Annotated in this window: 24 protein-coding genes and 1 tRNA gene; 8 read left to right on the forward strand and 17 right to left on the reverse strand. The window is 38.2% G+C overall.

Annotated features, from left to right (window positions below; genetic code table 11):
- The first annotated feature begins 5 nt into the window (after positions 1–5).
- The gene (locus tag SYN7502_RS06820; protein ID WP_015168131.1) at positions 6–2,741 is read left to right on the forward strand and encodes a hypothetical protein; all 2,736 of its coding nucleotides are present in this window, start codon (positions 6–8) and stop codon (positions 2,739–2,741) included.
- A 274-nt stretch (positions 2,742–3,015) separates the two neighbouring features.
- On the opposite strand, the gene SYN7502_RS06825 is transcribed toward SYN7502_RS06820, so the two are convergent.
- Genes SYN7502_RS06825 through SYN7502_RS06860 form a run of 8 tightly spaced genes read right to left on the reverse strand, consistent with a single transcriptional unit; the run spans position 3,016 to position 9,485 of the window.
- Positions 3,016–4,953: a type I restriction enzyme endonuclease domain-containing protein gene (locus tag SYN7502_RS06825; RefSeq protein ID WP_051023590.1), complete on the reverse strand. Its 1,938-nt coding sequence runs from the start codon at positions 4,951–4,953 to the stop codon at positions 3,016–3,018.
- Positions 4,950–5,534, reverse strand: coding sequence for a transposase (locus SYN7502_RS06830; protein ID WP_371257811.1), 585 nt, complete (start codon positions 5,532–5,534; stop codon positions 4,950–4,952). The genes SYN7502_RS06825 and SYN7502_RS06830 overlap by 4 nt, the downstream gene beginning before the upstream one ends.
- On the reverse strand, positions 5,488–5,799 hold the full coding sequence (locus tag SYN7502_RS06835; protein ID WP_041429164.1) for a transposase: 312 nt from the start codon (positions 5,797–5,799) through the stop codon (positions 5,488–5,490). Before SYN7502_RS06835 ends, SYN7502_RS06830 begins: the two co-directional genes overlap by 47 nt.
- 46 nt (positions 5,800–5,845) lie before the next feature.
- Positions 5,846–7,090, reverse strand: a complete 1,245-nt coding sequence (locus tag SYN7502_RS06840) for an HsdR family type I site-specific deoxyribonuclease (RefSeq protein WP_041430017.1) — start codon at positions 7,088–7,090, stop codon at positions 5,846–5,848.
- 2 nt (positions 7,091–7,092) lie between these two features.
- Positions 7,093–7,467, reverse strand: coding sequence for a HEPN domain-containing protein (locus SYN7502_RS06845; RefSeq protein WP_015168132.1), 375 nt, complete (start codon positions 7,465–7,467; stop codon positions 7,093–7,095).
- Positions 7,464–7,787, reverse strand: a complete 324-nt coding sequence (locus tag SYN7502_RS06850) for a nucleotidyltransferase family protein (RefSeq protein ID WP_015168133.1) — start codon at positions 7,785–7,787, stop codon at positions 7,464–7,466. The genes SYN7502_RS06845 and SYN7502_RS06850 overlap by 4 nt, the downstream gene beginning before the upstream one ends.
- A gap of 5 nt (positions 7,788–7,792) precedes the next feature.
- The gene (locus SYN7502_RS06855) at positions 7,793–9,046 is read right to left on the reverse strand and encodes a restriction endonuclease subunit S (protein WP_015168134.1); all 1,254 of its coding nucleotides are present in this window, start codon (positions 9,044–9,046) and stop codon (positions 7,793–7,795) included.
- Positions 9,047–9,053: 7 nt separating this feature from the next.
- On the reverse strand, positions 9,054–9,485 hold the full coding sequence (locus tag SYN7502_RS06860; RefSeq protein ID WP_144050178.1) for an N-6 DNA methylase: 432 nt from the start codon (positions 9,483–9,485) through the stop codon (positions 9,054–9,056).
- Positions 9,486–9,494: 9 nt separating this feature from the next.
- Between SYN7502_RS06860 and SYN7502_RS06865 the strand changes: the two genes are divergently transcribed.
- Complete coding sequence (locus tag SYN7502_RS06865) at positions 9,495–9,806, forward strand: transposase (protein ID WP_015168135.1); 312 nt, start codon at positions 9,495–9,497, stop codon at positions 9,804–9,806.
- A 46-nt stretch (positions 9,807–9,852) separates the two neighbouring features.
- Here the strand turns inward: SYN7502_RS06865 and SYN7502_RS06870 are convergent, their stop codons facing one another.
- From SYN7502_RS06870 to SYN7502_RS06880, 3 genes are read right to left on the reverse strand one after another with little or no spacing between them, the layout of a single operon-like run.
- The gene (locus tag SYN7502_RS06870; RefSeq protein ID WP_371257757.1) at positions 9,853–10,437 is read right to left on the reverse strand and encodes a transposase; all 585 of its coding nucleotides are present in this window, start codon (positions 10,435–10,437) and stop codon (positions 9,853–9,855) included.
- Positions 10,391–10,702 (reverse strand): transposase, encoded by a 312-nt coding sequence (locus tag SYN7502_RS06875; protein ID WP_041429164.1) that lies wholly within the window; start codon positions 10,700–10,702, stop codon positions 10,391–10,393. The genes SYN7502_RS06870 and SYN7502_RS06875 overlap by 47 nt, the downstream gene beginning before the upstream one ends.
- A 23-nt stretch (positions 10,703–10,725) precedes the next feature.
- Positions 10,726–11,913, reverse strand: coding sequence for a type I restriction-modification system subunit M (locus tag SYN7502_RS06880; protein ID WP_041429292.1), 1,188 nt, complete (start codon positions 11,911–11,913; stop codon positions 10,726–10,728).
- A 407-nt stretch (positions 11,914–12,320) separates the two neighbouring features.
- Between SYN7502_RS06880 and SYN7502_RS06885 the strand changes: the two genes are divergently transcribed.
- Positions 12,321–12,836, forward strand: a complete 516-nt coding sequence (locus SYN7502_RS06885) for a DUF1877 family protein (protein ID WP_015168136.1) — start codon at positions 12,321–12,323, stop codon at positions 12,834–12,836.
- A 245-nt stretch (positions 12,837–13,081) separates the two neighbouring features.
- On the opposite strand, the gene SYN7502_RS06890 is transcribed toward SYN7502_RS06885, so the two are convergent.
- On the reverse strand, positions 13,082–13,750 hold the full coding sequence (locus SYN7502_RS06890) for a hypothetical protein (protein WP_015168137.1): 669 nt from the start codon (positions 13,748–13,750) through the stop codon (positions 13,082–13,084).
- A gap of 371 nt (positions 13,751–14,121) precedes the next feature.
- Here SYN7502_RS06890 and SYN7502_RS06895 point away from each other — a divergent pair, with 371 nt between their 5' ends.
- The 3 genes from SYN7502_RS06895 (at position 14,122) to ileS (ending at position 17,544) form a co-directional block, all read left to right on the forward strand.
- A complete protein-coding gene (locus tag SYN7502_RS06895; protein ID WP_015168138.1) occupies positions 14,122–14,421 on the forward strand; it encodes a hypothetical protein in 300 nt (99 codons plus the stop codon).
- Positions 14,422–14,502: 81 nt separating this feature from the next.
- Positions 14,503–14,575: transfer RNA gene (locus SYN7502_RS20140), tRNA-Asp, on the forward strand.
- A 128-nt stretch (positions 14,576–14,703) separates the two neighbouring features.
- Positions 14,704–17,544: an isoleucine--tRNA ligase gene (gene ileS, locus SYN7502_RS06900; RefSeq protein ID WP_015168139.1), complete on the forward strand. Its 2,841-nt coding sequence runs from the start codon at positions 14,704–14,706 to the stop codon at positions 17,542–17,544.
- A 95-nt stretch (positions 17,545–17,639) separates the two neighbouring features.
- Here the strand turns inward: ileS and SYN7502_RS06905 are convergent, their stop codons facing one another.
- Together SYN7502_RS06905 and SYN7502_RS06910 are read right to left on the reverse strand one after the other, a co-directional pair.
- Positions 17,640–18,557: a tetratricopeptide repeat protein gene (locus SYN7502_RS06905; RefSeq protein ID WP_168130325.1), complete on the reverse strand. Its 918-nt coding sequence runs from the start codon at positions 18,555–18,557 to the stop codon at positions 17,640–17,642.
- Between the two features lie 98 nt (positions 18,558–18,655).
- Entirely contained in the window at positions 18,656–19,537 is an 882-nt protein-coding gene (locus SYN7502_RS06910; protein WP_015168141.1) for a Sll0314/Alr1548 family TPR repeat-containing protein, read from the reverse strand.
- Between the two features lie 158 nt (positions 19,538–19,695).
- On the opposite strand from SYN7502_RS06910, the gene SYN7502_RS06915 reads away from it, so the two are divergent.
- Complete coding sequence (locus tag SYN7502_RS06915; RefSeq protein WP_015168142.1) at positions 19,696–20,328, forward strand: ABC transporter ATP-binding protein; 633 nt, start codon at positions 19,696–19,698, stop codon at positions 20,326–20,328.
- A gap of 340 nt (positions 20,329–20,668) precedes the next feature.
- Here the strand turns inward: SYN7502_RS06915 and SYN7502_RS06925 are convergent, their stop codons facing one another.
- Positions 20,669–20,869, reverse strand: coding sequence for a hypothetical protein (locus SYN7502_RS06925; protein ID WP_041429294.1), 201 nt, complete (start codon positions 20,867–20,869; stop codon positions 20,669–20,671).
- Between the two features lie 186 nt (positions 20,870–21,055).
- Between SYN7502_RS06925 and aguB the strand changes: the two genes are divergently transcribed.
- Positions 21,056–21,907 (forward strand): N-carbamoylputrescine amidase, encoded by an 852-nt coding sequence (gene aguB, locus SYN7502_RS06930; protein ID WP_015168145.1) that lies wholly within the window; start codon positions 21,056–21,058, stop codon positions 21,905–21,907.
- A 9-nt stretch (positions 21,908–21,916) separates the two neighbouring features.
- Here aguB and SYN7502_RS06935 read toward each other — a convergent pair whose 3' ends face one another.
- Together SYN7502_RS06935 and SYN7502_RS06940 are read right to left on the reverse strand one after the other, a co-directional pair.
- Positions 21,917–22,648: a response regulator transcription factor gene (locus SYN7502_RS06935; protein ID WP_015168146.1), complete on the reverse strand. Its 732-nt coding sequence runs from the start codon at positions 22,646–22,648 to the stop codon at positions 21,917–21,919.
- A 106-nt stretch (positions 22,649–22,754) separates the two neighbouring features.
- On the reverse strand, positions 22,755–24,062 hold the full coding sequence (locus SYN7502_RS06940) for a BaiN/RdsA family NAD(P)/FAD-dependent oxidoreductase (RefSeq protein ID WP_015168147.1): 1,308 nt from the start codon (positions 24,060–24,062) through the stop codon (positions 22,755–22,757).
- Positions 24,063–24,170 lie beyond the last annotated feature (108 nt).

Here is a 24,170-nt window from a genome sequence, read left to right on the forward strand (position 1 = left end):
ATTTTATGATTCAAAATAATACAGACTACTTAAGTGATGATGATTTTCAAGATGAAGAGATTGTTCAAATAAGCAAACACAAACTTTTGCTTGATAAAGTTGAATATTCTAGTAAACCCAAAGACAACGAAATTGGAATAATTACCAATCGAATCATTAAGTGTCCTGTAGAAATAACAATACAAGAATTAGCTAAAGCCGCCGCCTCAGGACAAACATGGGTATCAAGTTTATGTAAAATAAAGAGAAATGACGCAAGCTTTATATCTAGTTCTGTCCTAGCTTTAGATTTTGATAGTGGTATTACATTAGATAAGGTATTAGAGCGATTAAAACAACATGGCTTAGATTGCACCTTTGCTTATAGCACTTTTAGTAGCAAACCTGAGCTACCAAAGTTTAGAGTCGTTTTTCAGCTTGGTAAAGTAATTGATAAGTTAGCTGAACGTAGGAATATACAACTAGCTGTAATGGCACTTTTCCATGAAGTTGACCCAGCACCTAAAGCACCCAGCAATTTATTTTTTGGTGGAAAATCAATTATTTATCCTAACTATGAATACTTTTTAGATTTAGAAAATGATTTCATACAAACTCAACTGCTTGAACAACAGAAAAAAATAAGAAAACGAATAAGCGGAGCTATTGAAAAAGTAGCGAGTGAAGTAAAAAATAATAAAGGTATTAGTAAAGCCTTACAAAATCATGACAAGGAATGGGAGAAAAACGATGGTCTCTATAATAAATATATAGACAGCATCGGAAATCTCCCACTTTCAGACACTACACAAACACAAAAACAGGTTGATATTGACGCACTTACAAAAAAAATTCATATTCTAGATGATTTAGTAAAAGGTAAATGGCTAACTTATCCAGACTATTTTGGTTTAGTTACAAATTTAGTTCCTATAAAAGGTGGAGTTAAATTATATAAAGAATCATTAGATAAGATGGTAGAAATAAACCAAGATAAGATTGAGTTTAAGCAAGCCTTGCTAGAGAAACCTAATTTTCTTAACAAATTATATTTTCTACCATCAGTTATTAACTATTACGTTAGAAATTATGATTATCATCCTACTAACTTAAAAAACTTTTCGCCTTATAAAAATGATTGGTACTATATCAATCTAATGATTGCGTCACAAAAAAAGCGACCTGTCAGAATACATGAATATGAGACTATTTCAATTAGGGAAGCAAGACAAGAGCTAAAAAGAATTTTTGATTATGTCATTCAATCAACTGATAACAAAGTTCATGTATTAAAGGTAGCTACAGGATTAGGTAAATCAGAATTATGCACAAACCTAACTAATGTCGTCCTAGCATTTCCTAATCATCTTCTTAAAGCTGAAATGTCAGAAAGAATGAAGATTAACCATGAAATCACCCCTAACCAAGAAGAACTTCCTACAGAGATTAAAAAACACCTAACTTATTTTTATTCTATAGGTGCTTATTCGCAAGCTGTAAAATACCTAGTTGAACATTCGGAAAACAATCAGCAAGTAAAAGAGTATTTAGAACAAATTCATGATTGCTATAAATATACTGAGACGGTCTTAACCACTCATCAAAAATCTTTATTCGTACCTTGGAAAAATCATAATACGATAATTTTTGATGAAGATATAACCACATCTTTACTTCCTACTGGTTTTATTAAAATAGATGAATTAAATGAACTAGAATCAAAAATCAAAAATGCTAAAGACAAGAAAAATCTTGCTGAATTTATTAAAAATATCAATAATGGAAAAGCCAATACCCCCAAAATATTAGACCTACGCTTTGAAGATTTCAGGAGTATTGAGAATGAATTACTTAATAACAAAATCTACACAAGCAATATTTTACAATTTCTAAAATCAAAAATTTATGTAACCGATTCTCAAGATAAAAATACAATTCACTTCATTAGCAGACTTGAGCTACCTAAAGACAAAAAAATCATTATTCTGTCAGCTACTGCAAATGAAAATATATATAGAACTTTATTAGGAGAGAGACTAGAGTTTTACGATGTAAGTAATGTAGAGCCTGATGGACTAATTATTCAAGATACAATATATTCTCTCAGTAGGAATTCTTTAAAAGAAGAAAATCCTCTTAAGTATATTGTTGATATTCTAAAACCGAATCAAGTTCCAACAATTACATTTCGAGGCTTCAGAGACCGATTAAAAGCTCTAGGAGTTAATGTTGTTGAAGATATATATTTTGGTAAAACCACAGGCTTTGATAAGCTAAAAGGGCAAGATATAGCTGTTGTGGGAACTCCCCATGTAAATTCAATTACTATTAAGTTGTATTGCAAGTTGCTAAATGTCGGATTAGCACTAGAAGAAGGGGATTATAAAACTCGTCAACAAGAAGTTGAGCATAATGGTTTTAGATTTTTGTTCAAAGCATACGATAATGAGTATCTAAGAAACCTTCAGTTTTTCTTCATTGAGTCAGAACTAATGCAAGCAATCGGAAGGGCTAGAGTAAATACTAAACCTTGCACAGTAACTGTTTATTCTAACTATCCTTTGCCTGAAGCTTGTATTAATGAAAATGAGAAAGTATTAGGTGAAGAGCGTTCTATAAAGAAAATACTAAAAACTTCTTCATTATTTGAAGATGATTACAGGGAAATTGAGGCATATAATCAACCCAACTCTGGAGAAATTGAAGAAGAAGAAAGATTTTCTAGGGATATTGAAGACTACCATGATACTTTTTTTTATTAGCCAAAAAAGAATATGGTGAAAGTAGTTTGCAAAAAAATTATTAGGTATTTCTTATATACTTCCATGAAAGAAAAATCACCTAATTTTGTCTAAATACGTTTTCACCTTACCTATCAACTATTTTTCCTTTCTGTCACCGAACGGAAGCGTAGCGAGGTGAGGTTCCCATTTTTAAAGTTATGCTGAGGTCTACGCTGTAGAGTCTCACTGCGTTCGCTCTACCTACAGAAAGATAAAAAGTATTTGGATTCTCTGTTAGGTGTAAAAAATATGCCTAGCTATAGATACTAATGTCTTTGCCTGAATAGGACTCAAATATATGCTGATAAACTTCTTGGCATTTTTGCTCGTAAATTTCTATGGTGTAACGCCTTGGGAGCTTATCTAGAATGTATTTAATGGTTATGTCTACTTCTGCTTTGCTCTGCTGACGTTTACGCCAGTCTAGGACTAATTTATCCTGTTTCAGTGTCTCCAATAATTCCTTAGATACATTTTTGACTTCTTGCCTCTCTTGATTAGTTAGCTCAAGCTCAGGCTTAGTGAGCAAGTCAAAGATAACTAGCTCTTCATCGGTCAGTTTTTCTGCTAGTTTTCTCCTGTCTTCCACATTTAGTTCATCATGGAATTTAAGTAACTCTCTAAAAAATATTTCTTGGTTTCGAGAACCTGAGTTATACTCATCAATCATTTTCTGGAACTTTTCTAGATAGTTCATCCTAGTTCGATTGACTTGAATCATCTGCTTAAGATTTTGGCTAATATTGCCTTTGAGCTTCTCGATAGCCGTTTGTTTGTATCCAGAGTTGAACTTGGCTTTAAGAGCTTCAACATCAAGCTTAAAGTCTATTTTAGTAATATCGACTATAGGGTTTAAACCATGAATAATAAACTCACCAGCAGTAATCGAATCATCTAGTAGCTCATTTACTTCTTCTAGTACCTCTGAAATATCTGTCACCTCAATTTCTTGACGGATTTTATCGGCTAATCTTTCTAGCAAAAATCTAGTGTTAGCAAATTCATTTGCTGAGGTATCTGGTAAAACTGCTTTGAATAGGCTATTTACAGTATTGACTATAGAAAAGTAGTTACGCTTTGATTGTTCATCAGCCAAAGAATTTACAGCTTCATCCCATAGCTTTGTTCTGTTAAATGGGTCTTTTGTTGTATCTAACTTAATGAGGTCTATATTTCTAGTGTTACAAAATGCTAAAGCTTCAGTTATTGCCTTTCTAAGCTGCTCTACAAGGGCTTTCTTATCTTTTACTGGTGTATCACCTTCACCTGCACTAGAGCCATAAATAGCTAAGGCATTTTGTAGGTCTCTAAACACACCTATGTAATCTACTATCAATCCGTTGACTTTGCCCTCATAGACTCTATTAGCTCTAGCGATAGTCTGCATTAGCGTATGGTTACGCATGGGCTTGTCTAGGTAGATAGTGGAGCAGTTGGGTACGTCAAAGCCAGTAATCCACATAGCACAGACAAAAACTATCCTCAGTGGGTTATTTGGGTCTTTAAATTTCTCATCTAGTTTAGGTGATTCATTAACTATTCTTTTTCTGTGAGGTGTGATGTCTAAATCTTTTTTCTGAAAAGCTTCTACTTCATTCTGTGATTGAGATATGACAACAGCCATATCTGTTTCTTCTACATATTTAATTTGCTTGGATAATTTCTTAATCTCAAACTCGCTGATTATTGGTCTAGCTAATTGGGCTTTAAGGTCATCTAGATATACTTGCCAGTGGTATTTAACCTTGTTGTACATCTTTACGGCTGTAAAGCGGTCTATGGCGATAAACATTGCTTTACCTTGATAGCCTCTACCTAGAAAATGAGTCACTAGGTCAGCAGCAATCTTTTCAAGTCGGTCATCTCTGACAATTAGTTGATATTGTCTGGTACATTGACGCTCTAGTTTTTTCTCTTCTTCTTCATCTAGCATCGCAGCTTCAACAATCTGCTCCATATCACCATTAATGTCTTCATTGCTTAACTGTAGTTCTGGTATGCGATTTTCATAGTACAAAGGAACGGTTGCACCATCTTCTACTGATTGCCTAAAGTTATAAACGCTGACATAATCGCCAAATACTTCTCTGGTTTTCTCTTCACCAGATATTAAAGGTGTACCCGTAAAGCCAATAAAAGCAGCATTAGGCAGGGCATTTCGCATATTTAAAGCATATAGAGCCTGTTTCATATCTCATGAGTAGCAATTCTTTTTAGCATCAAACGAATAAAGCAAAGATTGAGTTTAGCTGTAGCATTAACGAGAGTTCTCTCAAAGTTCTTAACTAAGATTTTGCATCTTTCAACCCAAGCATTTGACCTTTCAATTACCCACCTTGTCGGCACAACTACAAACCCAGACAGACCTTTTTCTGCCTTCTGTTGCTTTGATACCTTAGGAGAAATTTCAAACCTAATCTTAGTCATAATCTCAGGATAAACCTTCTGTAAATCAGTCGTCAATTTTTCGATATGATAACCACTATCCAGCAATATCGTAGTTAGCGTAATGTCATCTGGTTTCGATTTGAAGTAATCAATGTTAATCGTTAACATCTCAATCAGTCCTTGGTCATCTGATACATTTGCTCTTGTTAAATAGGTAAAGAAAGGAAATCCCAGAGTGTCAACGGCTAAATGTCTTTTGATCCCGTTAGTTGCTTTGTAGGAGCAGAAGCCCTTGGATTCTATACTTGCATTACAAGTATTTTTCACTGCTTGTGAGTCAATGATGATTAAAGTTGTCCATTTTGATTTTTTTTGACTGTTCACGGGCTGTTGAATGCAAGGTTTCCATAATCGCAGTAAATGTACCTGTATCTTTCCACTCCTTGTAGTATCGATAGACTGTAGAGAATGGTGGTAAGTCTCGGGGCATATCTCGCCAATTACAACCGTTTTTGAGTTGGTAGAGTATGCCGTCTAAAATTTGTCTTTTTGTCCAAGTTGGCGGTCTAGTTTGCTTTTTCTTTGGGAGCAATGGTTCTATAATTTCCCATTCTTTATCTGTTAGGCTACTTGAGTATGGATTTAGCATTTTCTAAGCATCATACATCTTGCTCATAATAGATATGAAACAGGCTCTATATATCATATTGGCTTCTATGTGCCTCATCAGCGATAACTATGATGTTTGAGCGGTCTGATAGTTTAGTGTAAGTAGTTCCTTTTTCGGTTCTGAATTTCTGGATTAGTGTAAAGATATAGCGATGGTCTTCTTGCAGTAGTAATTTTAGGTGTTCTGCACTATCTGCTCTGACATCGGTTTCAGGCTCTGTAACTGCTCCTGAGTAAGCAAAGTTTTTATAGATTTGCGAGTCTAAATCATCTCGGTCAGTGATGATAATAAAAGTCCAGTTTCCTAATATTTTGCGTAAGATTTTCTGAGCAAAAAATACCATTGAGTAACTTTTGCCACTGCCTGTGCTATGCCAAAAGATGCCTAACTTGCCTTGATTGTGGCTAATTTGGCTTACGGCTGCAATTGCATTGTTAACACCTAAGAATTGATGATTTTTAGCAATGATTTTTGAAGTTGTACCACCTGAATTATTGAAAATGGCAAAGTTTTCGATGTAGTCCAATAGCTTATTTGGGTCACAAACACCTCTAATCATGGTGTCTAGTGAGATAACTCCTTCTTCACCCTCATTATTTATCTTTTTCCAGTGGCTAAAGTGTGAATACTCAGCAGTTAGACTGCTGATTTTGCTCTGACTGCCATTAGACAGAATAATTATGGAGTTGTACCAGAAAAGCTGAGGTATTGTGTTTTTATAGTCTTTGAGGTTATTGTAGTAGGCATTTACTAGCTTTTGATGGTGTGCTTTGAGTTCGATAAATACTAACGGGATACCATTAACAAAGCCGATTAAGTCAGCCCTCCTAGTGTAAGTTTCGCCTGTTACCCAAAATTGAGAAGCTAGGAAGAAATCGTTGTTTAATGGGTTATTCCAGTCAATGATTTTGACAGTTTCGACTGTTTCAGCGTTATTTTCATCTCTATAGCGAACCTTTACCCCTGATTTCAACAGTTGATAAATTTCTTGATTGGCATTGACTAGACTTAGGGAATTACGACTACCTTTTATTTCTTCTGTAGCAAGGTGTAACGCCTCATTGGGTAAGCTTGGGTTTAATCGCTGTAGTGACGGTAGTAATTTAGAGACTAAGACCACCTCATCTTTGCTACTTCTGCCTAGAGTGCTATTAGTAGCTCCTACAACCTCATTAAAGCAGTTTGCACTAGTCCAGCCTAATTGCTCAAATACTAGCATTGCAGCATTTTCTAGGGCTTCTTCTGAGTCTGGATGAGGTGCTTTAGGCATGGCTAGTTAAAATACTGGTTTGCAAAGGTTAGAAATAGGTTTGCTCTCTCAATTTGTTCGATGGCTTCTATTTCAGTTGTATTAAAACTAGCATCATAATCTGCTCTAAGCCTTGATTGCTCTGCTTCGATAAGGTGACGATGAAACTCTATGGGTACACGATTTGTTTTAGCAAAGTATTCTCCAAATTTGCTGATAACGGCTGAATGTTTAGAAAAAGATAAGCCCTCTCCTATTAAAAATGCTTCTGCTATATAAAACATGGCATAGTAGGCACGAGATACTGCAAAATCATTTAACCCTTCGTTGGTTAGTAGTTGAGCAGCTTTGATGCTATTAGCGGCTTTTGTTAATAGTTGCTGTTGCTCAGTTGTCATATTGGTATGCCCTCTCGCTTAACATTACGCATAAGGGCTGTATTTTGCTCTGAGAACTGTTGAGCAGAAACAAAGATATTGTTAATCAAAATATTATTTTCAAGGCTTAGTTGAGCTATAAATCCACCTGTACGCTTAATTTCTGTCCATGAGTCAACTTCATCTTTAAGGATAACCAAAATGTCAATATCAGAGTCTTGGTTAGCTTCACCTCTTGCTTGTGAACCAAATAAAACTAAGCTATGCAATCTATCTGCATAAATTTCTTTCATGTGGAGTTGCAGTTCTTGTAGGATTGGAGATAGTTGTTGCTGTGTCATGGTGTTTAAGCTGCCATTTCTAAGGTTTCAATATCTAGTTTTTCTACATCAATTTCGCCTGAGATGAGTTTAGGTAATAGTAAATCACGGGTTTTCTGGAGATTGATATTTCTTTGGTTTAAATTGTAAATTAATGAAAAGTAAGGAGCCACTAGAGTAGAGAAGTATTGAATTATCTCTTGTGTAGGATGAGCAAACATAAATGAATTAAAACAGATTTCTCTTACCCTTTGTCTACCTGTAGCACCAGACATACTTTTGATTGCGTTATCTCTAAAACTATCAGAACGAGATAGTAAATAGACATATTCAGGACAAAGTGTTTTAGAGCGAAGAACAATAAATTCAGTAGAACCAAATGCAACACTATCTATAGATTCTAAGAATTGAACAAATCCAGTCTTACCATTTTCTAGGCATGGTGTAATTCTTGCAAACAAAGTATCGCTATTCTTAAATTTTGAGCCGCTATTACCTGTACGAGACTCAATATCATTTATAAGCATTGAATCGTTCGACAAACAACCCATAGGAACAAAGGGCTTTATACCTTCTTTGGGCACTTGAGTTTTAGGATTAACAAAAATAGCTTCAGTAATAGGTTTAACCTCCCAACCTTCAGGAATTAACCCCAACTCAGACTCAACCATTTTGACATTTTCATGATTAGGAAAGCGGAAATTAACAAACCACTCACGATAGAGCATCTGTGCCATTTCTTCTAATATCTTGATGCGTCTGGTGTTGTTTTCGATTAGGTCATCATAGCCTGAGAGGATAGAGGCAATTTTGCGTTGAGTTGGTAGTGGATAGTAGGGAATTCTCACTTTTCTTAGTTCGGCTTGCTTGATTCCAAGAACTGTAGTTCCTGTAGACCTTGCATTTAGCTCTGCTTTCACAAAATCGGACTTTACAGCCTGAAAATAATATCTTTGGTCTATCTTTTTTGGATTACCTCTGAGCAAAATGACTCTTTGAGCAAGAGCAATTCGTTCAGCAGTCTTAAGCTGAGCAACCTCGCCTAATGGAGCCTCTGTAGTTATTAAAATATCACCTTGTTTTGGAAATCCTCTTTTCATGTAAGTTGAATATGTTTCTTCAGAAATATACTCATGGTTTCCATCTGATATGCGTCCATCTTTTATGACTTTTGCAGTAATTAACTTAATACCTTCATTAGTCTTTGGTGGTGTCTTGCCTCGGTAGTCAATTAACACCTCTGTAATTTCTTCAATAGTTTTAGTTTCTGAGACTTTCATAAATTAATTAATTAAGAAGTAGTTGGATATTTTGAGAAATTCTTTCTTCTATCTCTCTTGCCTCACAGTTTAAAACCTCTAACTCTTCATTCAACTCCTCCAACCTCTCAGAAAAAATAAAATCATCTACTTCTCTTTCTGCTACTCCTACATATCTGCCAGCATTCAAACTCCAACCCTGAGCCTCAATTTCATCAATAGACGCAACCTTACACAAACCAGCAATATCTACATAAGCATTATCAGGAAATTTCTCATATAGTAAAGCCCTACTACCACTAGTCACTTCAACGGCTTCACCCCTATATAACCTGACAATATTTGCTAAAAATTCAATTTGCTCTGGTGCAAACTCTCTATGCGCTCGGTCAACTTGTGTATAAAGGTGTCTAGCATCTATAGAGCCTGTTTCATATCTATTATGAGCAAGATGTATGATACTTAGAAAATGCTAAATCCATACTCAAGTAGCCTAACAGATAAAGAATGGGAAATTATAGAACCATTGCTCCCAAAGAAAAAGCAAACTAGACCGCCAACATGGACAAAAAGACAAATTTTAGACGGCATACTCTACCAACTCAAAAACGGTTGTAATTGGCGAGATATGCCCCGAGACTTACCACCATTCTCTACAGTGTATCGATACTACAAGGAGTGGAAAGATACAGGTACATTTACTGCGATTATGGAAGCTTTGCATTCAACAGCCCGTGAACAGTCAAAAAAAATCAAAATGGACAACTTTAATCATCATTGACTCACAAGCAGTGAAAAATACTTGTAATGCAAGTATAGAGCCTGTTTCATATCTCATGAGTAGCAATTCTTTTTAGCATCAAACGAATAAAGCAAAGATTGAGTTTAGCTGTAGCATTAACGAGAGTTCTCTCAAAGTTCTTAACTAAGATTTTGCATCTTTCAACCCAAGCATTTGACCTTTCAATTACCCACCTTGTCGGCACAACTACAAACCCAGACAGACCTTTTTCTGCCTTCTGTTGCTTTGATACCTTAGGAGAAATTTCAAACCTAATCTTAGTCATAATCTCAGGATATATCTTCTCTAGTTCTTGGATCAGTTTCTCGATATGATAACCACTATCCAGCAATATCGTAGTTAGCGTAATGTCATCTGGTTTCGATTTGAAGTAATCAATGTTAATCGTTAACATCTCAATCAGTCCTTGGTCATCTGATACATTTGCTCTTGTTAAATAGGTAAAGAAAGGAAATCCCAGAGTGTCAACGGCTAAATGTCTTTTGATCCCGTTAGTTGCTTTGTAGGAGCAGAAGCCCTTGGATTCTATACTTGCATTACAAGTATTTTTCACTGCTTGTGAGTCAATGATGATTAAAGTTGTCCATTTTGATTTTTTTTGACTGTTCACGGGCTGTTGAATGCAAGGTTTCCATAATCGCAGTAAATGTACCTGTATCTTTCCACTCCTTGTAGTATCGATAGACTGTAGAGAATGGTGGTAAGTCTCGGGGCATATCTCGCCAATTACAACCGTTTTTGAGTTGGTAGAGTATGCCGTCTAAAATTTGTCTTTTTGTCCAAGTTGGCGGTCTAGTTTGCTTTTTCTTTGGGAGCAATGGTTCTATAATTTCCCATTCTTTATCTGTTAGGCTACTTGAGTATGGATTTAGCATTTTCTAAGTATCATACATCTTGCTCATAATAGATATGAAACAGGCTCTATAAACAAAACCTTATTTTTTCTGATAGTTCCAGTTTTCCCTTTATCCAAAAACCATAATGTACACGGAAGAGTCACTGTATAGAAAAAATTAGAGCCAACAGCAACCATCACATCGACAGAACCAGACTGAATCAACTTTTTACGAATCTCTAGCTCAGAACCTCTTGCATCACTAGCCGAATTAGCCATGACAAACCCAGCCCGACCTTTTGGACTCAAAGAGCTATAGAAATAATGAATCCATAGATAGTTAGCATTATCAGCCCTTGGCATTCCAAACGCTTTAAGTCTTGGGGCACTCTCGATTCTATCCTTATCAACCTTATCCACATTAAACGGTGGATTTGCCATCACAAAGTCAAACTTGCCTAGACTGTCGTGAATATCGTCGTAATAGCTGTTACCTTCCTTGATGTCGCCAGATAAGCCATGTACGGCTAGGTTCATGTGACAAAGACGAACCGTCTCACCTACCTTTTCTTGACCGTAGATACTAATTTCTTTATTAGCTTCCTTCTTATGCCTTTCGACAAACAAAGCACTTTGGACAAACATACCCCCCGAACCACAAGCAGGGTCAAAAATACGACCGTGAAAAGGCTCGATGATTTCTACTATTAGTTTTACCACTGAGGTAGGCGTAAAAAACTCTCCCCCCTTTTGCCCTTCACTCCTAGCAAACTTGCCTAGAAAATATTCATAGATTTTCCCAAAAGCATCACCTTCTAAGTCAGTCCCCATATCAATGCTGCTAAACTTCTTCAGAAGCTCAACTAACAAGTTGTTTTCTAGCTGATTGTAATTTTTCGGTAGGACATTATTTAGAGCAGGATTATCAAGTTCAATCGCTCTCATTGCCTCATTGATGGCTTTACCTGTGTTTTCACCTTCTGGCAAAGCTTGCAGCCTAGAGAACCTTGCAGTATCAGATAGGTACATAACCCCTTTAGCTTGATAGTCCGTTTTAGTAATTGCTCTTCTACCAGTACCTTTACTTTTTAGCTCTTCTTCTACCTTAGAAAATTTCCAGTCAGCGTAGCGTAGGAAAATAAGCCCTAAGACAGGTACAGAGTATTCTGATGACTTTAGTTTAGAGTTTGCTCTTAGTTCATCTGCTGCTTCCCATAGTCGTTTCTCTAAATCAGTTGTATTAGCAGCCATAGCGGACAATATAAATAAAATGCAGTTACTCTTAATTAGCAGAGTTTAAGCATTTTGTCATGTCTATACTTAAAAACCTTCAAGAACTATATGGAGAAAGTCAAAGATTATTAAATTCTAAACAGGTATTTATATTTTCTGGGAAAATTTTTTAGTGTAAGGAAATTGCTATCAACTTTTACTTTTCTGTAGACCGAACGCAGTGAGGTTCTAACTTCTTGGAGTTAGGGACAAAGCCCCACAATCGTTTATGTCAGTCGTTAAATGAAGCAGGTTTTTGTAAATAATGGGAAAAAATCATCGCACTGGTATGTACAAATAGGTTAAGCTCTGCTAAGAAAATTTCCCATGTATGTATACGAATTATATGAACATCACTGCCATGATGTTTACAGAAAGATATAGCTATGTCTAGGGGATATGTAGCCATTCTTATTTCCCAATACTTTATTCAAGAAATAGAAGAGACTGGGTTTGAGGCTGTTAAATTTTTTTGGGCAGATAGTATTGACTATTTCCCTGAATTAGAAACTCGTTTGGAAGATTGGATGGCAAACCTTCATCTTTTACTATCAGGAAGCGAAAATTTTTCTATGCCATCTTTCATTATTTCTCATGATATGGAGGGGAAAGAAGTTTTGCTAATCAATGCTTTGATGGGATGTCATAACATTGAGAATAATGAATATCATGCTTCATATTTGTATCCATCAGAGGTAAAAGAAGTGTCCAAACACCTACCAGAAATATTAAGTGAGGATTTAAGTATTAGGTGGAGCCACTTAGAAGGTAAACAGAGACTAGCTTGGGATTGGGATTTAGATAAAGCAAAAGAATACATTAAGGAGAAGTTAATACCGTTTTATGATAAAGCCTCTGACTATGAATCTGGCATTTTAGTCATCTTATTGCCATTCCCTTAGCTACAGATAGAATTGAAGCTCTGTGCCTAAAAAAACAGCAATTCAGTCAATCTATCTTTAATGTCTATCCTGAGATTTTGGATACTGTTGAGAATGAGATTAGAAAATAGAGATAAATACTTCTTTTTCTGTTATCCGAACGTAGTGAGGAGGTTTGAGAGTTCACTAATTATATTGACTAGGCTCTAGGCTAATTGCCTTTTCTCCTCATCTCATAACATACTGAGTTAAGCTGGTCAATTTAGCTATTTCAAAAGAGTCTTTAACTCCTGCGATAGTAAGTTCTGTTCTTCTCCAATTAATTCAAGTCGGCTTAAAATTACTGCAATTCGTTCTTGACTTTCAGACTTTTGCATCACCACACTATCCTTTTGAAAATAATTTGAAATTAGCCTATATACACTCGACATCAGATTAAATGGATAAGTCAAAATAAATAACCAAAATTTCTCTGTTATTTTTGATATAGCCCCTAGTAAACCTAAGAAGAAAAACAACCCTAATAGCGATATGCCAAGACTTTGTAATGGATGATTGATTAGCCAAATCAACTGTGGATGGTTATCAACCCAAGTCTTTAAGGAAGTATTAATTGATGCTTGAATACCCTCAGAAAGCGTTTGGTTAAGATTATTTATCTTTTCTAAGGTTGCCTCTAGAGATTTATTTATATTGACAGTTGTATTGCTTATCCCATTGATTAATTGACTGGTTTTTTCTGTGACAGTACCAGCAGCCTCAGTTAGATTTAGCTTTGCTTTTTCTGCTAGATTGTTGACAACTTCAATAGATTGACTGCTACGCTCTAAGAATACAGTTCTGGCTTGTTGAGCGTCTTGACTAACAGAGTTTACCGTAGCATCAAGAAAGTCTTTAGTATTTTGTGTAACGCCTTTTAGTGAAGGGATTTGCATAGCTAATGTCAAAAATTTTGAGTTATTTTACCACTAAGATTTAAGAGCTATTTAGTAGGTATGTCTCTTGATGGGGGATATTTACAGTGGTATAGAGTATCCTCTATGATATTATCAAGAAATCATAGTATTTAATCTATGCAGTCTTGACAGGATGACCGTAATGACCAAAATCTAAAGTTAAAGCTTTGATTGCAATGATTTTCACGACCTACCTTTTTTTTTATTCTGTAGAACGAACGTTAGTGAGGCTTCTTGATTTATATCGAACGTATCTCGCTATAAGTCTCATACTATTTTTGCCATAAATTGACTTTAAGGTGTGTAAATGATAATATTCTTTATAGTTAAATCACTTGTGTCAAGTGTATATGTTAAAAACTAGAGGGCATGAAGCAACTCTTAAGAAATTTTTACCTGTATGGAAACATGGGAAAACGAAAACTATACGAGTACCTATAGTTCTGGCAGGACAAATTCTTGAGTATGCTAGAAGCCTAGATGCAGATGAAGCTATTCTTAGCGAACATCAGAGTCAAGGTAATGTCTTATTAACAGTGGTGGAAATGTTAGAGTCCGTTGCTACAGCGAAGTTTAACAATTTTACTACGGAACATGAGTTGAAGCTGTCAAAGGCTATAGAGATGCTCAAATATATGAAAACAAAGTGATTTACAAGTAAACGTTTAGGACAGATTTAGGACAGTTTAGGAAAATATTTAGGTTTGTTTGGCTGAAGTTATGTTCTAAAAGGCTTATTATGTCTAGAAGTTAGTGTTAGAGCACCGCCCTGTCACGGCGGAAGTTGCGGGTTCGAGCCCCGTCAATCCCGTTCTTTTATTACTTTTCATCTATCCCCTACCAAGCCCCTGTCAGGAATTTGCTATTTATTGATTAGCGATCGTGAGTCATAATAGCCAATATTGCTGATTATTTGCTGACTAAAAACCGCTATGACTTCCTCTGATTCCAACTCTAGTTCTAAAGTTGACTATAAAGATACTGTTAATTTACCTCAAACTAATTTCTCCATGCGTGCCAATGCGATCGCCAAGGAGCCAGAAATTCAGAGGTTTTGGGCAGAGGAAAAAATTTATGAAGACTTAGCAGCTAATAACTCTGGCGAGAAGTTTATTTTGCATGATGGTCCTCCCTACGCCAATGGGAGTCTGCACATGGGACATGCCCTCAATAAGATTTTGAAGGATATTATTAACCGCTATCAAATCCTACGGGGCAGAAAAGTCCGCTATGTTTTGGGCTGGGATTGTCATGGATTGCCTATTGAGCTTAAGGTGATTCAAAATCTAAAACCCGAAGAACGTAAAGCTTTAACCCCTTTAGAATTGCGCCGTAAAGCCAAAGATTTTGCCTATAGTGCGATCGCCGAACAGTCAACAGGATTTAAACGGTGGGGCGTGTGGGGTGATTATGAAAATGCCTATTACACTCTAAAGCCAGAGTATGAAGCTGCTCAGATTGGGGTATTTGGCAAAATGGCATTAAATGGCTATATCTATCGAGGCTTGAAGCCAGTATATTGGTCGCCTAGTTCTCAAACCGCTTTAGCAGAAGCAGAATTGGAATATCCCGAAGATCATGTTTCCAAAAGTATCTATGTTGCTTTTCCCGTAACTAAGATTAGCGATACCTTTCAATTAGTTCTAGGCGATCGCCAATTCTCAAATCTTCATGCTGTAATCTGGACAACCACGCCTTGGACAATTCCTGCTAACTTAGGCATTAGTGCCAATCCCCATTTAAACTACAGTATTGTTTTGGCTGGCGAAAAACACTATATTATCGCCACAGATTTAGTTGATAAGTTATCTGCTACCTTTGGGGAAGAATTATCCATTCAACTGACTTTTAAGGGAGAAGTTTTAGAACATACGATCGCCCAGCATCCGATTTTTGATCGTCTTAGTCCGATCTTGCTTGGAGATCACGTTACGGCAGAGTCTGGGACTGGCTTAGTACATACTGCTCCTGGGCATGGTAAAGATGACTTTATTGTTGGGAATAGATATGGTTTAGGAGTTCTCTCTCCTGTAAATGACTATGGCATTTTTACGGAAGAAGCAGGGCAATTCTCTGGCTTAAATGTCCTAAAGGAAGGGAATACTAAGGTAATTGAAGTGCTTAGTGAACTAGGAGCATTAGTTAAAACCGAAGACTATAAACATAAATATCCCTACGACTGGCGTACCAAAAAACCGACAATTGTTAGAGCGACAGAACAATGGTTTGCCTCCGTTGATGGCTTTAGAGACATTGCCTTAGGTGCGATTAAAGAGGTAAATTGGATTCCTGCGATCGGTGAAAATCGGATTACAGCTATGGTGCAAGAGCGATCGGATTGGTGTATCTCTAGGCAACGCAGTTGGGGGGTGCCAATTCCCGTGTTCTATGACATGGATACCAATGAGCCGCTATTTACCCCTGAAACCATTGCCCATATTCAAGAAATTTTTAGAGTTAAAGGTTCGGATGCTTGGTGGGAACTGAGTTTAGAAGAACTTTTACCTCAGGAATATCAAAATAATGGTAAGAATTACCGCAAAGGCACAGATACGATGGATGTCTGGTTTGATTCTGGTTCCTCTTGGTCAGCAGTAATCAAGCAAAGGGAAGAGTTAAAGTATCCCGCCGATTTATATTTGGAAGGTTCCGATCAGCATCGGGGTTGGTTTCAATCTTCGCTTTTAACTAGCTGTGCCACCAATGGCATTGCCCCCTATAAGACAGTTTTAACCCACGGTTTTACAGTGGATGAGAATGGTCGAAAGATGAGTAAATCTCTGGGAAATGGCGTTGACCCGATGGTGATTATCAATGGTGGTAAAAACCTGCAACAGGAACCAGCTTATGGAGCAGATGTTTTAAGGCTATGGGTGGCAAGTGTTGACTATAGTTCTGATGTCCCCATTAGTAAGAATATTCTCAAGCAAATTAGTGATGTTTCGTTTAAGATTCGGAATACTGCCCGCTTCCTTTTAAGTAATCTGTTTGATTTTAATCCCAGTGAGAATGCTATTGCTTTTGAGGAGTTACAGGAAAGCGATTGCTATCTTTTACATCGACTATATGAAATCACCCAAGAAATCACCGAGGCATATAATAATTTCCAATTCTCTCGCTTCTTCCAGCTAATTCAGAATTTCTGTGTAGTTGACCTATCTAGCTTTTATTTAGATATTGCTAAGGATCGACTATATATCAGTGCCGCAAATTCCCCACGTCGTAGAGCCTGTCAGACGGTTTTAGCTTTGACCGTACAAGCGATCGCTACTTTAATTGCCCCTGTCCTTTCTCATCTAGCTGAAGATATTTGGCAACACTTACCCTATCCAGTCTCTACTAAGTCAGTGTTTCAAGCGGGTTGGGTAACTAGCCCAGAGCAATGGCATAATCCTGAACTAGCAGCAAAATGGGATATTCTCCGAGATGTGCGATCGGAAGTGAATAAAGTATTGGAATCGGCAAGAAATGCTAAGGCGATCGGATCTTCTCTTGATGCTAAGGTTTTACTTAAAGTTGAGAACCCTGAACTTAAAGATAAATTAATTTCTTTGGGTAAGGATTTAACCTATTTGTTTATTGCCTCGCAAACTGAATTAGCTGAAAACTTACCCAACTCAGAATATACGGGTACAGCCGCAGGTTTAGGAATTGCCGTAGTCAATGCTGATGGTGAGAAATGTCCCCGTTGTTGGAATTATTCTACGCATATTGGCGAATCTACTGAACATCCTCATTTGTGCGATCGCTGTGTTGATGCGATTACTAATTAGATGTAGGTAGAAAATCATTATCACCTAAGACTAGTTTCGGCATGAGATTACAAAACAATCACTGTAATCTGAGTCTGTCAATACTAATGGCGGGACTATTGGCGGAGATTTTTAATTTGCTGCTCACTAGCTTCTGCCCATTGACTATTTTTCTGCACATTAAATAAAGCTTGGGCAGTAATAAAGGCTTGCAGAGCCTCTTGTTTTTTCCCCAGTTGTACCTGAGCAATTCCTAAGCCGTAATAAGCATTGGCGTAATCTTTTTTGTGAACTAGAGCCTGTTGGAAATAGCCGATCGCTTCTGTAATTCTTTGCGTAATTTTTTCTGGGGGTGGACTTTGGAGCAGAATAGCTGCGGCTAAGTTATAGTAAGCCTCGGCATATTTAGGATTAATCACTAGAGCTTTGCGGTAATAACCTATGGCTTGATCAAAATTGCCAGTTTCCTGAATTAATAAACCAAGGTTATAGGCAGTTTGGGAAGATTGAGGATCAAGGCTTTCTGATTTTTGTAGTTGAGCGATCGCTCCTTTTATATCCTTTTGCTGTTTTAACCCTAGTCCGAGATTATAGTAAGCAATGGCAAGGTTGGGAGCTAATTCTGTGGCTTTTTTCCCATAAAGAACTGCCGTAGTCGGATCACCAACTTCTAAGGAGGCAGCCGCAATATTGCTATAGGCGATCGCCAAGTCGGGTTTAAGCTGAATACTTTGATAAAAAGCTTTAATTGCCTCCTTGGGCTTTCCTATTTGTGCCAGTGCTAATCCTAGGTTGTAATGGGCTGCAACTAAGTTGGGATTTTTTTGAATAGCTAATTGAAATGTGGCGATCGCCTGCTCCAGATTTCCTAAACGCACATAGGCAGCACCTCTTTCCAGCAGTTGATCGGAGGTTTCTGTGGTTTTGAGATTAATAGAGCTAGGTTGAGAGTTTTTAGGTGAATTTGTAAGTTTAGGCTCCGCCATTAAAGGTGCTATTAAAGGCTGAAGATGTAAAAAAAAGATAGATGCCACACCTAAAGTAAAATACACCAGCCCGTGATTCATAGCTTGTAAATCTGAAATTTAGTGTTTACTAGTGTTCAAATGCTAAGGATAAATTAGAGACTTGGCTAAATACAACTAGAACCAGTAATTCCCGTACATTCACTATTAATTTGGTTAACTAAATCTTGGGGAAGTTGGTTACGTTTGGCGATCGCTGCCCGATATTGTTTTTTAGCTGCCTCTAGGTCATTGCGTAGCCAGAGTATTTGTCCCTTTAGATAAATTAATTCAGGATTTTGAGGTGCTGCTTCAATCGCCTTATTCACTGCTTCAAGAGCCTTATCCGTATTTTTAGCATCCCGATAACCGATCGCTATACCCCGCCATTTTAAGTAATCGGGAGAAGATACCCGCAGGCTAGCAAGGGCAGATTCTAAATCCGTTAGGGGTAAAGCTGTGGCAATTAGCATATCCATATAGCCTTTAATCACGTTAAGTTCTGGATCATTAGGGGCGATCGCTTGGGCGGATTTAATTTCATCAAATAACTTTTGGACGAATCCCAATGCTTTAGGTGCACCATTGACAATGCCATCGGTTTTAACTATGGAGCCAGCCTCGATCAAGTAGCCAACTGCCATGTAAATATGACCACGCAATTTATCGGTAGCCATGAGCTTTTCGGCTGCGGCTCTGGTTTTAACGGCATAGAGCTTCATTCCCACAAAATCCTGATCAATATAGGCAAAGGAAGCTTTCATTCCCTGTACCAATGGATCATCTGCCTCTGTGCGTAGAGCCTTGTCAATTTGCTTAGCGGCGGCGGGATAGTTACCATCACGAAACATTAACTCAAAGGCTTTTTGCGCCTGATTGCCTATGGGTCTGGGATTACTGGAGCGAAAGGGATCGCCAGCATATATAGGAGCAGTGGCGATCGCTGCCGAGGTAAATGCTAAAGTGGCAATGGAGAGTAAAAGCTGAGGTATGGGTTTGAGCAAATTCATGGCAAGGTTATGATTTTAAATTCTTTTTAAATTCTTGAAAGTATAGGTATGGGATGATTTTAGAAGTTGCCAGAGGTATTTGACGCAATGGGTTAGGTTAAAGTTGCTATAGCACTAATGCCAATTTTAGTCCTAATTCCTAATAATTTTAATTGATTATGCTGCTTGTTCAAGGTCTTTCCTACCATCCGCCCGCTACAATGCACCCAGTCTTGGATAATATCTCCCTAGAACTACCTCACCAACAATTGGGTTTAGTGATCGGTGCCAGTGGTTCGGGTAAAAGTACGCTCCTCGAAGTCCTAGCTGGATTTATCACATGGCATAGTGGTTCAGTTTTGTGGCGCAGTCAACAGTTAGATACCGAAGAGCTAGAGCAGTTATGTGGTTTGGTGTTTCAGTTTCCAGAGCGACATTTTTGTGGTGCCACGATTTTAGAAGAATTACGCCTTGGACATACCAACTTAGATGGCGATCGCATTGATCATGCCCTAGAATCCGTGGGATTAAGTCAATTAAGCTTAAGTGCTTCGCCCCAGTCCTTGAGTGGTGGACAGCAGCGACGTTTGGCTTTAGCAGTACAACTTATTCGCCAGCCCTATTTACTGCTTTTAGACGAACCGACGGCGGGACTTGATTGGTCAATGCGAAAACAGTTAATTGCCCTATTGGAAAAACTCAAGGAAAATTGGACAATTCTAGTGGTTACCCATGAACCCGATGAACTTAAACATATTTGCGATCGCTCTTGGCAAATGTCTGCAGGTTGTCTTACCCCTTTGTATGACTAATGCTTGAACTCACCTGCCGTCAATAACTTTGGATAATATTGATAACTTGCAATATGGTCGGGTGTATTGATTTATTATCCCTCTTACATCTTAGCTATTAATTTGTCATAATCTTGGTGTGAGCCTATCCAAATCCACAAATATCCATCTTCAACCTCTGCGGATACTGCGCGATAACTTATCCCAACTCTAGCAGACCAGACTCTGCCTACTTTCTTGAACTGTAATGATGGATGATAAATATCGCTCTTAAGTAGCTCAAAGTTCTTGTTAGCAAGATTGCGAATTTCTATAGGCAGGTTTTCATAGCATTTCCAAAAGCTTTTTGCTGTTTTGTGTATCACAAGTCTTTTGCTTTCCCTTGATGATACTCAGTCAATGCGGCATTAATCAAGAAATCCAGTTTTCCTGTGGTAGAATCTGCTTCGATTTTCTTGTCCCAAACAGAGTGATCAAACTCAATAAACCAGTCCCGTAATCTGATATAAGAATCACGATCAAGTTCTGCAATCTGTTTCTCTATGGTTTCTAGTTGATTCATGTCCATCTAAATTAAAAAATGACTCCCTAGTCAAATTAATCATAAACTATGTCTTCCCAGTCTGGCTCAGGTTTATAGTACTCATTCCTTGGCATAAATAAGAGTTATCGTTTTTGCTGTGCCAAAGCTCATAATTCATTTGATTGGTTGGCATAATATATGACTAACTAGCTAAATAAAATAATTATGTCCGATCAAACCATAGCGATCGCTGCGCTGCAATGTGCCTTAAATGATGATCTAAATACTAATATTTCACGAGTTTCCGAATTAGTAACCCAAGCTGCAAGCCAAGGAGCGCAGGTAGTTTTACCACCAGAATTATTTGAAGGTAGTTATTTTTGTCGGGAAGAAAAAGATATTTTTTTTGATTGGGCATATCCCATCGATCAAAGCCCAGCGATCGCCCATTTTCGGGTTTTAGCAAAGCAATTAAATGTCATAATTCCCCTGTCGTTTTTTGAACGAGATCGCCAAATGTATTACAACAGCCTCGCCATGATTGATAGCGATGGGGAAATCCTCGGCATTTATCGTAAAAGTCATATTCCCGATGGACCTGGCTATGAAGAAAAGTTTTATTTTCGTCCCGGTAACACTGGGTTTAAGGTGTGGCAGACCAAATTCGGTAATCTCGGTGTGGGGATATGCTGGGATCAGTGGTTTCCTGAATGTGCAAGGGCAATGGTATTAATGGGTGCAGATATTTTATTTTATCCGACAGCGATCGGTACTGAGCCAGAAGAACCAACCCTAAATACCAAAGACCCGTGGCAGAGAGCCATGATCGGGCATGCTGTTAGCAATGTCATTCCTGTGGTGGCAGCCAATCGCATCGGGACTGAGGGCAACCAAACTTTCTACGGACATTCCTTCATCGCCAACCAAAGGGGTGACAAAGTAGCGGAACTGGATGATCAGCAAAGTGGAATTATTACTGCTAAGTTTAACCTAGGGGAAATTCGCCGCAATCGAGCTTCCTTCGGCTTTTTTCGCGATCGCCGCCCCGAACTTTACAGCATTCTTACAGAGAAATAACCACTAATCCTAGCCTAAGCGGTAGCCGAAGCCCCTGACCGTGACTAGATATTTGGGATCACTGGGATCAGCCTCTAATTTTTCCCGCAGCCAGCGAATATGCACATCTACGGTTTTACTGTCGCCGACAAAATCAGCCCCCCAAATTTTTTCTAATAACTGTTCCCGTGACCAGACTCGACGGGGATGGCTCATAAATAGTTCTAAAATCCGAAATTCCTTGGGTGCTAGGTTTACCTCTTCGCCTCTAACCGTAACTCGACATTCTTGGGGGAAGATGGTGATGTCAGCAAATCTTAGGGTTGAACCTTGGGTTTGATAATTTTGATTTTTGCGCCTTACCAGAGCATTACACCTGGCTAATAACTCTTTCATGCCAAAGGGCTTAGGTAAATAGTCATCGGCACCAACCTCCAGCCCTATAACCCGATCGGATTCATTGCCCTTGGCACTTAACATTAATATAGGAACGCCATTCCCTTCGTGGCGGATCATCCTACACAAATCCAGCCCATTAATGTAGGGAATCATGACATCTAAGATAATCAAATCTAGGGTATCGGTGCATTTATGGGTAATACTTAGGGCGTTATAACCATCTTCTGCCACTAAAACTTCGTAGCCTTCATCCCGCAGGGACATAACTACCATTTCTCGAATTATGGTTTCATCCTCTACGACCAAGACAGAGCCTAAAGAAGAACTGGACTTCGGCTTAGATAATGCTTCTGTGGCAAACATAGGATTTTATGATTTTAGTCTGTAACCAATATTACCAGATCAAGCAGATGAAACAGAATGATTGATTTTACTTAAATTAGCAAAGCTTAAATTAGCAAACCACAACCTAGGCGATCGCTTGTCCCGCTAACCAACCCGTTGTCCATGCACTTTGAAAATTAAAACCACCAGTCACACCATCTATATCTAAAATTTCTCCCGCTAAATATAAATGGGGACATTTACGACTTTCCATCGTTTTAAATTCCACTTCCTTGAGATTTACCCCGCCACAGGTGACAAACTCTTCTTTAAACACCCCTTTACCAGTGATGGTATATTGTCCTTGGGTGAGTTCGGTTAAGAGTTGATTCACTTGTTTTTTGGATATATCTGCCCAACGCAGGGAACTATCTATGGCGATCGCTGCTAATAAACTCTGCCATAACCGTCTGGGAATTTGCTTAAATAGACAATGCCCTGTGATTAAACGTTGAGCCAACGCTGATTTAGCTGTATTTAATTGTGATCGCACCGCTTCAGTACTTAACTCAGGTAACCAATTAATTTGCAGATGTGCTTGATAATGGCGATCGCCCAACCATCTGGCACCCCATGCTGATAGCTTTAAGACCGCAGGTCCACTTAGTCCCCAGTGGGTAATTAATACGGCTCCCGTTTGCTCTAGGTTGGGATCAGCTTTTTTTACAGACAGATCAGGATCAATCAATTTAATTTTTACTTGATCGGCACTAACTCCAGCTAAGCCCTCTAGGCGCCGATCGCTAATATTAAAGGTGAAAAGTGAAGGTAAAGGTTTAATAATTTCATGCCCTAAGCTTCTAGCAATCTCAAAGCCCGAAGGATGACTACCCGTTGCTAAAAGTAAGCGATCGCCATTTAAATGCTGCCCTGACTGTAACTCTACTAAAAACTCAAATTCTAAGTCTTGATCATTCTCCTCTGCAAAAAAGGTTGACTTTGCGATCAAAGGCTGTTTTCGCACTGATCTTACCCCTACCCCTGTCCAAATCTTCACACCCAAGGATTCTGCCGATTGGATCAGACACTGCACAATGGTTTCCGAATTATCAGATACGGGAAAAATCCTGCCGTCAGCTTCGGTTTTTAATTTCACGCCTCGAGACTCAAACCAAGAGATCGTCTGCTGGGGCTGAAACCGACTAAAAGCTCCCCGTAGGGCATTGCCACCTCTGGGGTAATTTTGGCTTAATACATGTGGATCAAAACAGGCATGGGTAACATTACAACGCCCACCGCCGGAAATTTTAACTTTAGCTAGGGGTTTTCTTGCGGTTTCAATTAAGGTGACATCACTTCCCTGTTCTGCTGCGGCGATCGCTCCAAAAAATCCCGCCGCTCCGCCCCCGACTACAATTACTTTTATGGGTTTGCTTATGGGTCTACTCCGCAAGGTTTTTACTCTAAATCTAGTTTATTGAATTTAATTGATCAAGCCGAACCTATCTGGAAGTTTAGGTATACTCAATCCTAGGCGATTTTATGCAATCAATTCACTCAT

This window comes from Synechococcus sp. PCC 7502, from assembly GCF_000317085.1.
In the GTDB taxonomy this organism is placed as follows: domain Bacteria; phylum Cyanobacteriota; class Cyanobacteriia; order Pseudanabaenales; family Pseudanabaenaceae; genus PCC-7502.

Bases quoted from the DNA above. Each gene is read 5' to 3' on its own strand.
- SYN7502_RS06820 (WP_015168131.1), top strand. From the start codon at position 6: ATGATTCAAAATAATACAGACTACTTAAGTGATGATGATTTTCAAGAT.
- SYN7502_RS06825 (WP_051023590.1), bottom strand. From the start codon at position 4,953: ATGAAACAGGCTCTATATGCTTTAAATATGCGAAATGCCCTGCCTAAT.
- SYN7502_RS06835 (WP_041429164.1), bottom strand. From the start codon at position 5,799: ATGCTAAATCCATACTCAAGTAGCCTAACAGATAAAGAATGGGAAATT.
- SYN7502_RS06840 (WP_041430017.1), bottom strand. From the start codon at position 7,090: ATGCCTAAAGCACCTCATCCAGACTCAGAAGAAGCCCTAGAAAATGCT.
- SYN7502_RS06845 (WP_015168132.1), bottom strand. From the start codon at position 7,467: ATGACAACTGAGCAACAGCAACTATTAACAAAAGCCGCTAATAGCATC.
- SYN7502_RS06850 (WP_015168133.1), bottom strand. From the start codon at position 7,787: ATGACACAGCAACAACTATCTCCAATCCTACAAGAACTGCAACTCCAC.
- SYN7502_RS06855 (WP_015168134.1), bottom strand. From the start codon at position 9,046: ATGAAAGTCTCAGAAACTAAAACTATTGAAGAAATTACAGAGGTGTTA.
- SYN7502_RS06865 (WP_015168135.1), top strand. From the start codon at position 9,495: ATGCTAAATCCATACTCAAGTAGCCTAACAGATAAAGAATGGGAAATT.
- SYN7502_RS06875 (WP_041429164.1), bottom strand. From the start codon at position 10,702: ATGCTAAATCCATACTCAAGTAGCCTAACAGATAAAGAATGGGAAATT.
- SYN7502_RS06880 (WP_041429292.1), bottom strand. From the start codon at position 11,913: ATGGCTGCTAATACAACTGATTTAGAGAAACGACTATGGGAAGCAGCA.
- SYN7502_RS06885 (WP_015168136.1), top strand. From the start codon at position 12,321: ATGTCTAGGGGATATGTAGCCATTCTTATTTCCCAATACTTTATTCAA.
- SYN7502_RS06890 (WP_015168137.1), bottom strand. From the start codon at position 13,750: ATGCAAATCCCTTCACTAAAAGGCGTTACACAAAATACTAAAGACTTT.
- SYN7502_RS06895 (WP_015168138.1), top strand. From the start codon at position 14,122: ATGTTAAAAACTAGAGGGCATGAAGCAACTCTTAAGAAATTTTTACCT.
- ileS (WP_015168139.1), top strand. From the start codon at position 14,704: ATGACTTCCTCTGATTCCAACTCTAGTTCTAAAGTTGACTATAAAGAT.
- SYN7502_RS06910 (WP_015168141.1), bottom strand. From the start codon at position 19,537: ATGAATTTGCTCAAACCCATACCTCAGCTTTTACTCTCCATTGCCACT.
- SYN7502_RS06915 (WP_015168142.1), top strand. From the start codon at position 19,696: ATGCTGCTTGTTCAAGGTCTTTCCTACCATCCGCCCGCTACAATGCAC.
- SYN7502_RS06925 (WP_041429294.1), bottom strand. From the start codon at position 20,869: ATGAATCAACTAGAAACCATAGAGAAACAGATTGCAGAACTTGATCGT.
- aguB (WP_015168145.1), top strand. From the start codon at position 21,056: ATGTCCGATCAAACCATAGCGATCGCTGCGCTGCAATGTGCCTTAAAT.
- SYN7502_RS06935 (WP_015168146.1), bottom strand. From the start codon at position 22,648: ATGTTTGCCACAGAAGCATTATCTAAGCCGAAGTCCAGTTCTTCTTTA.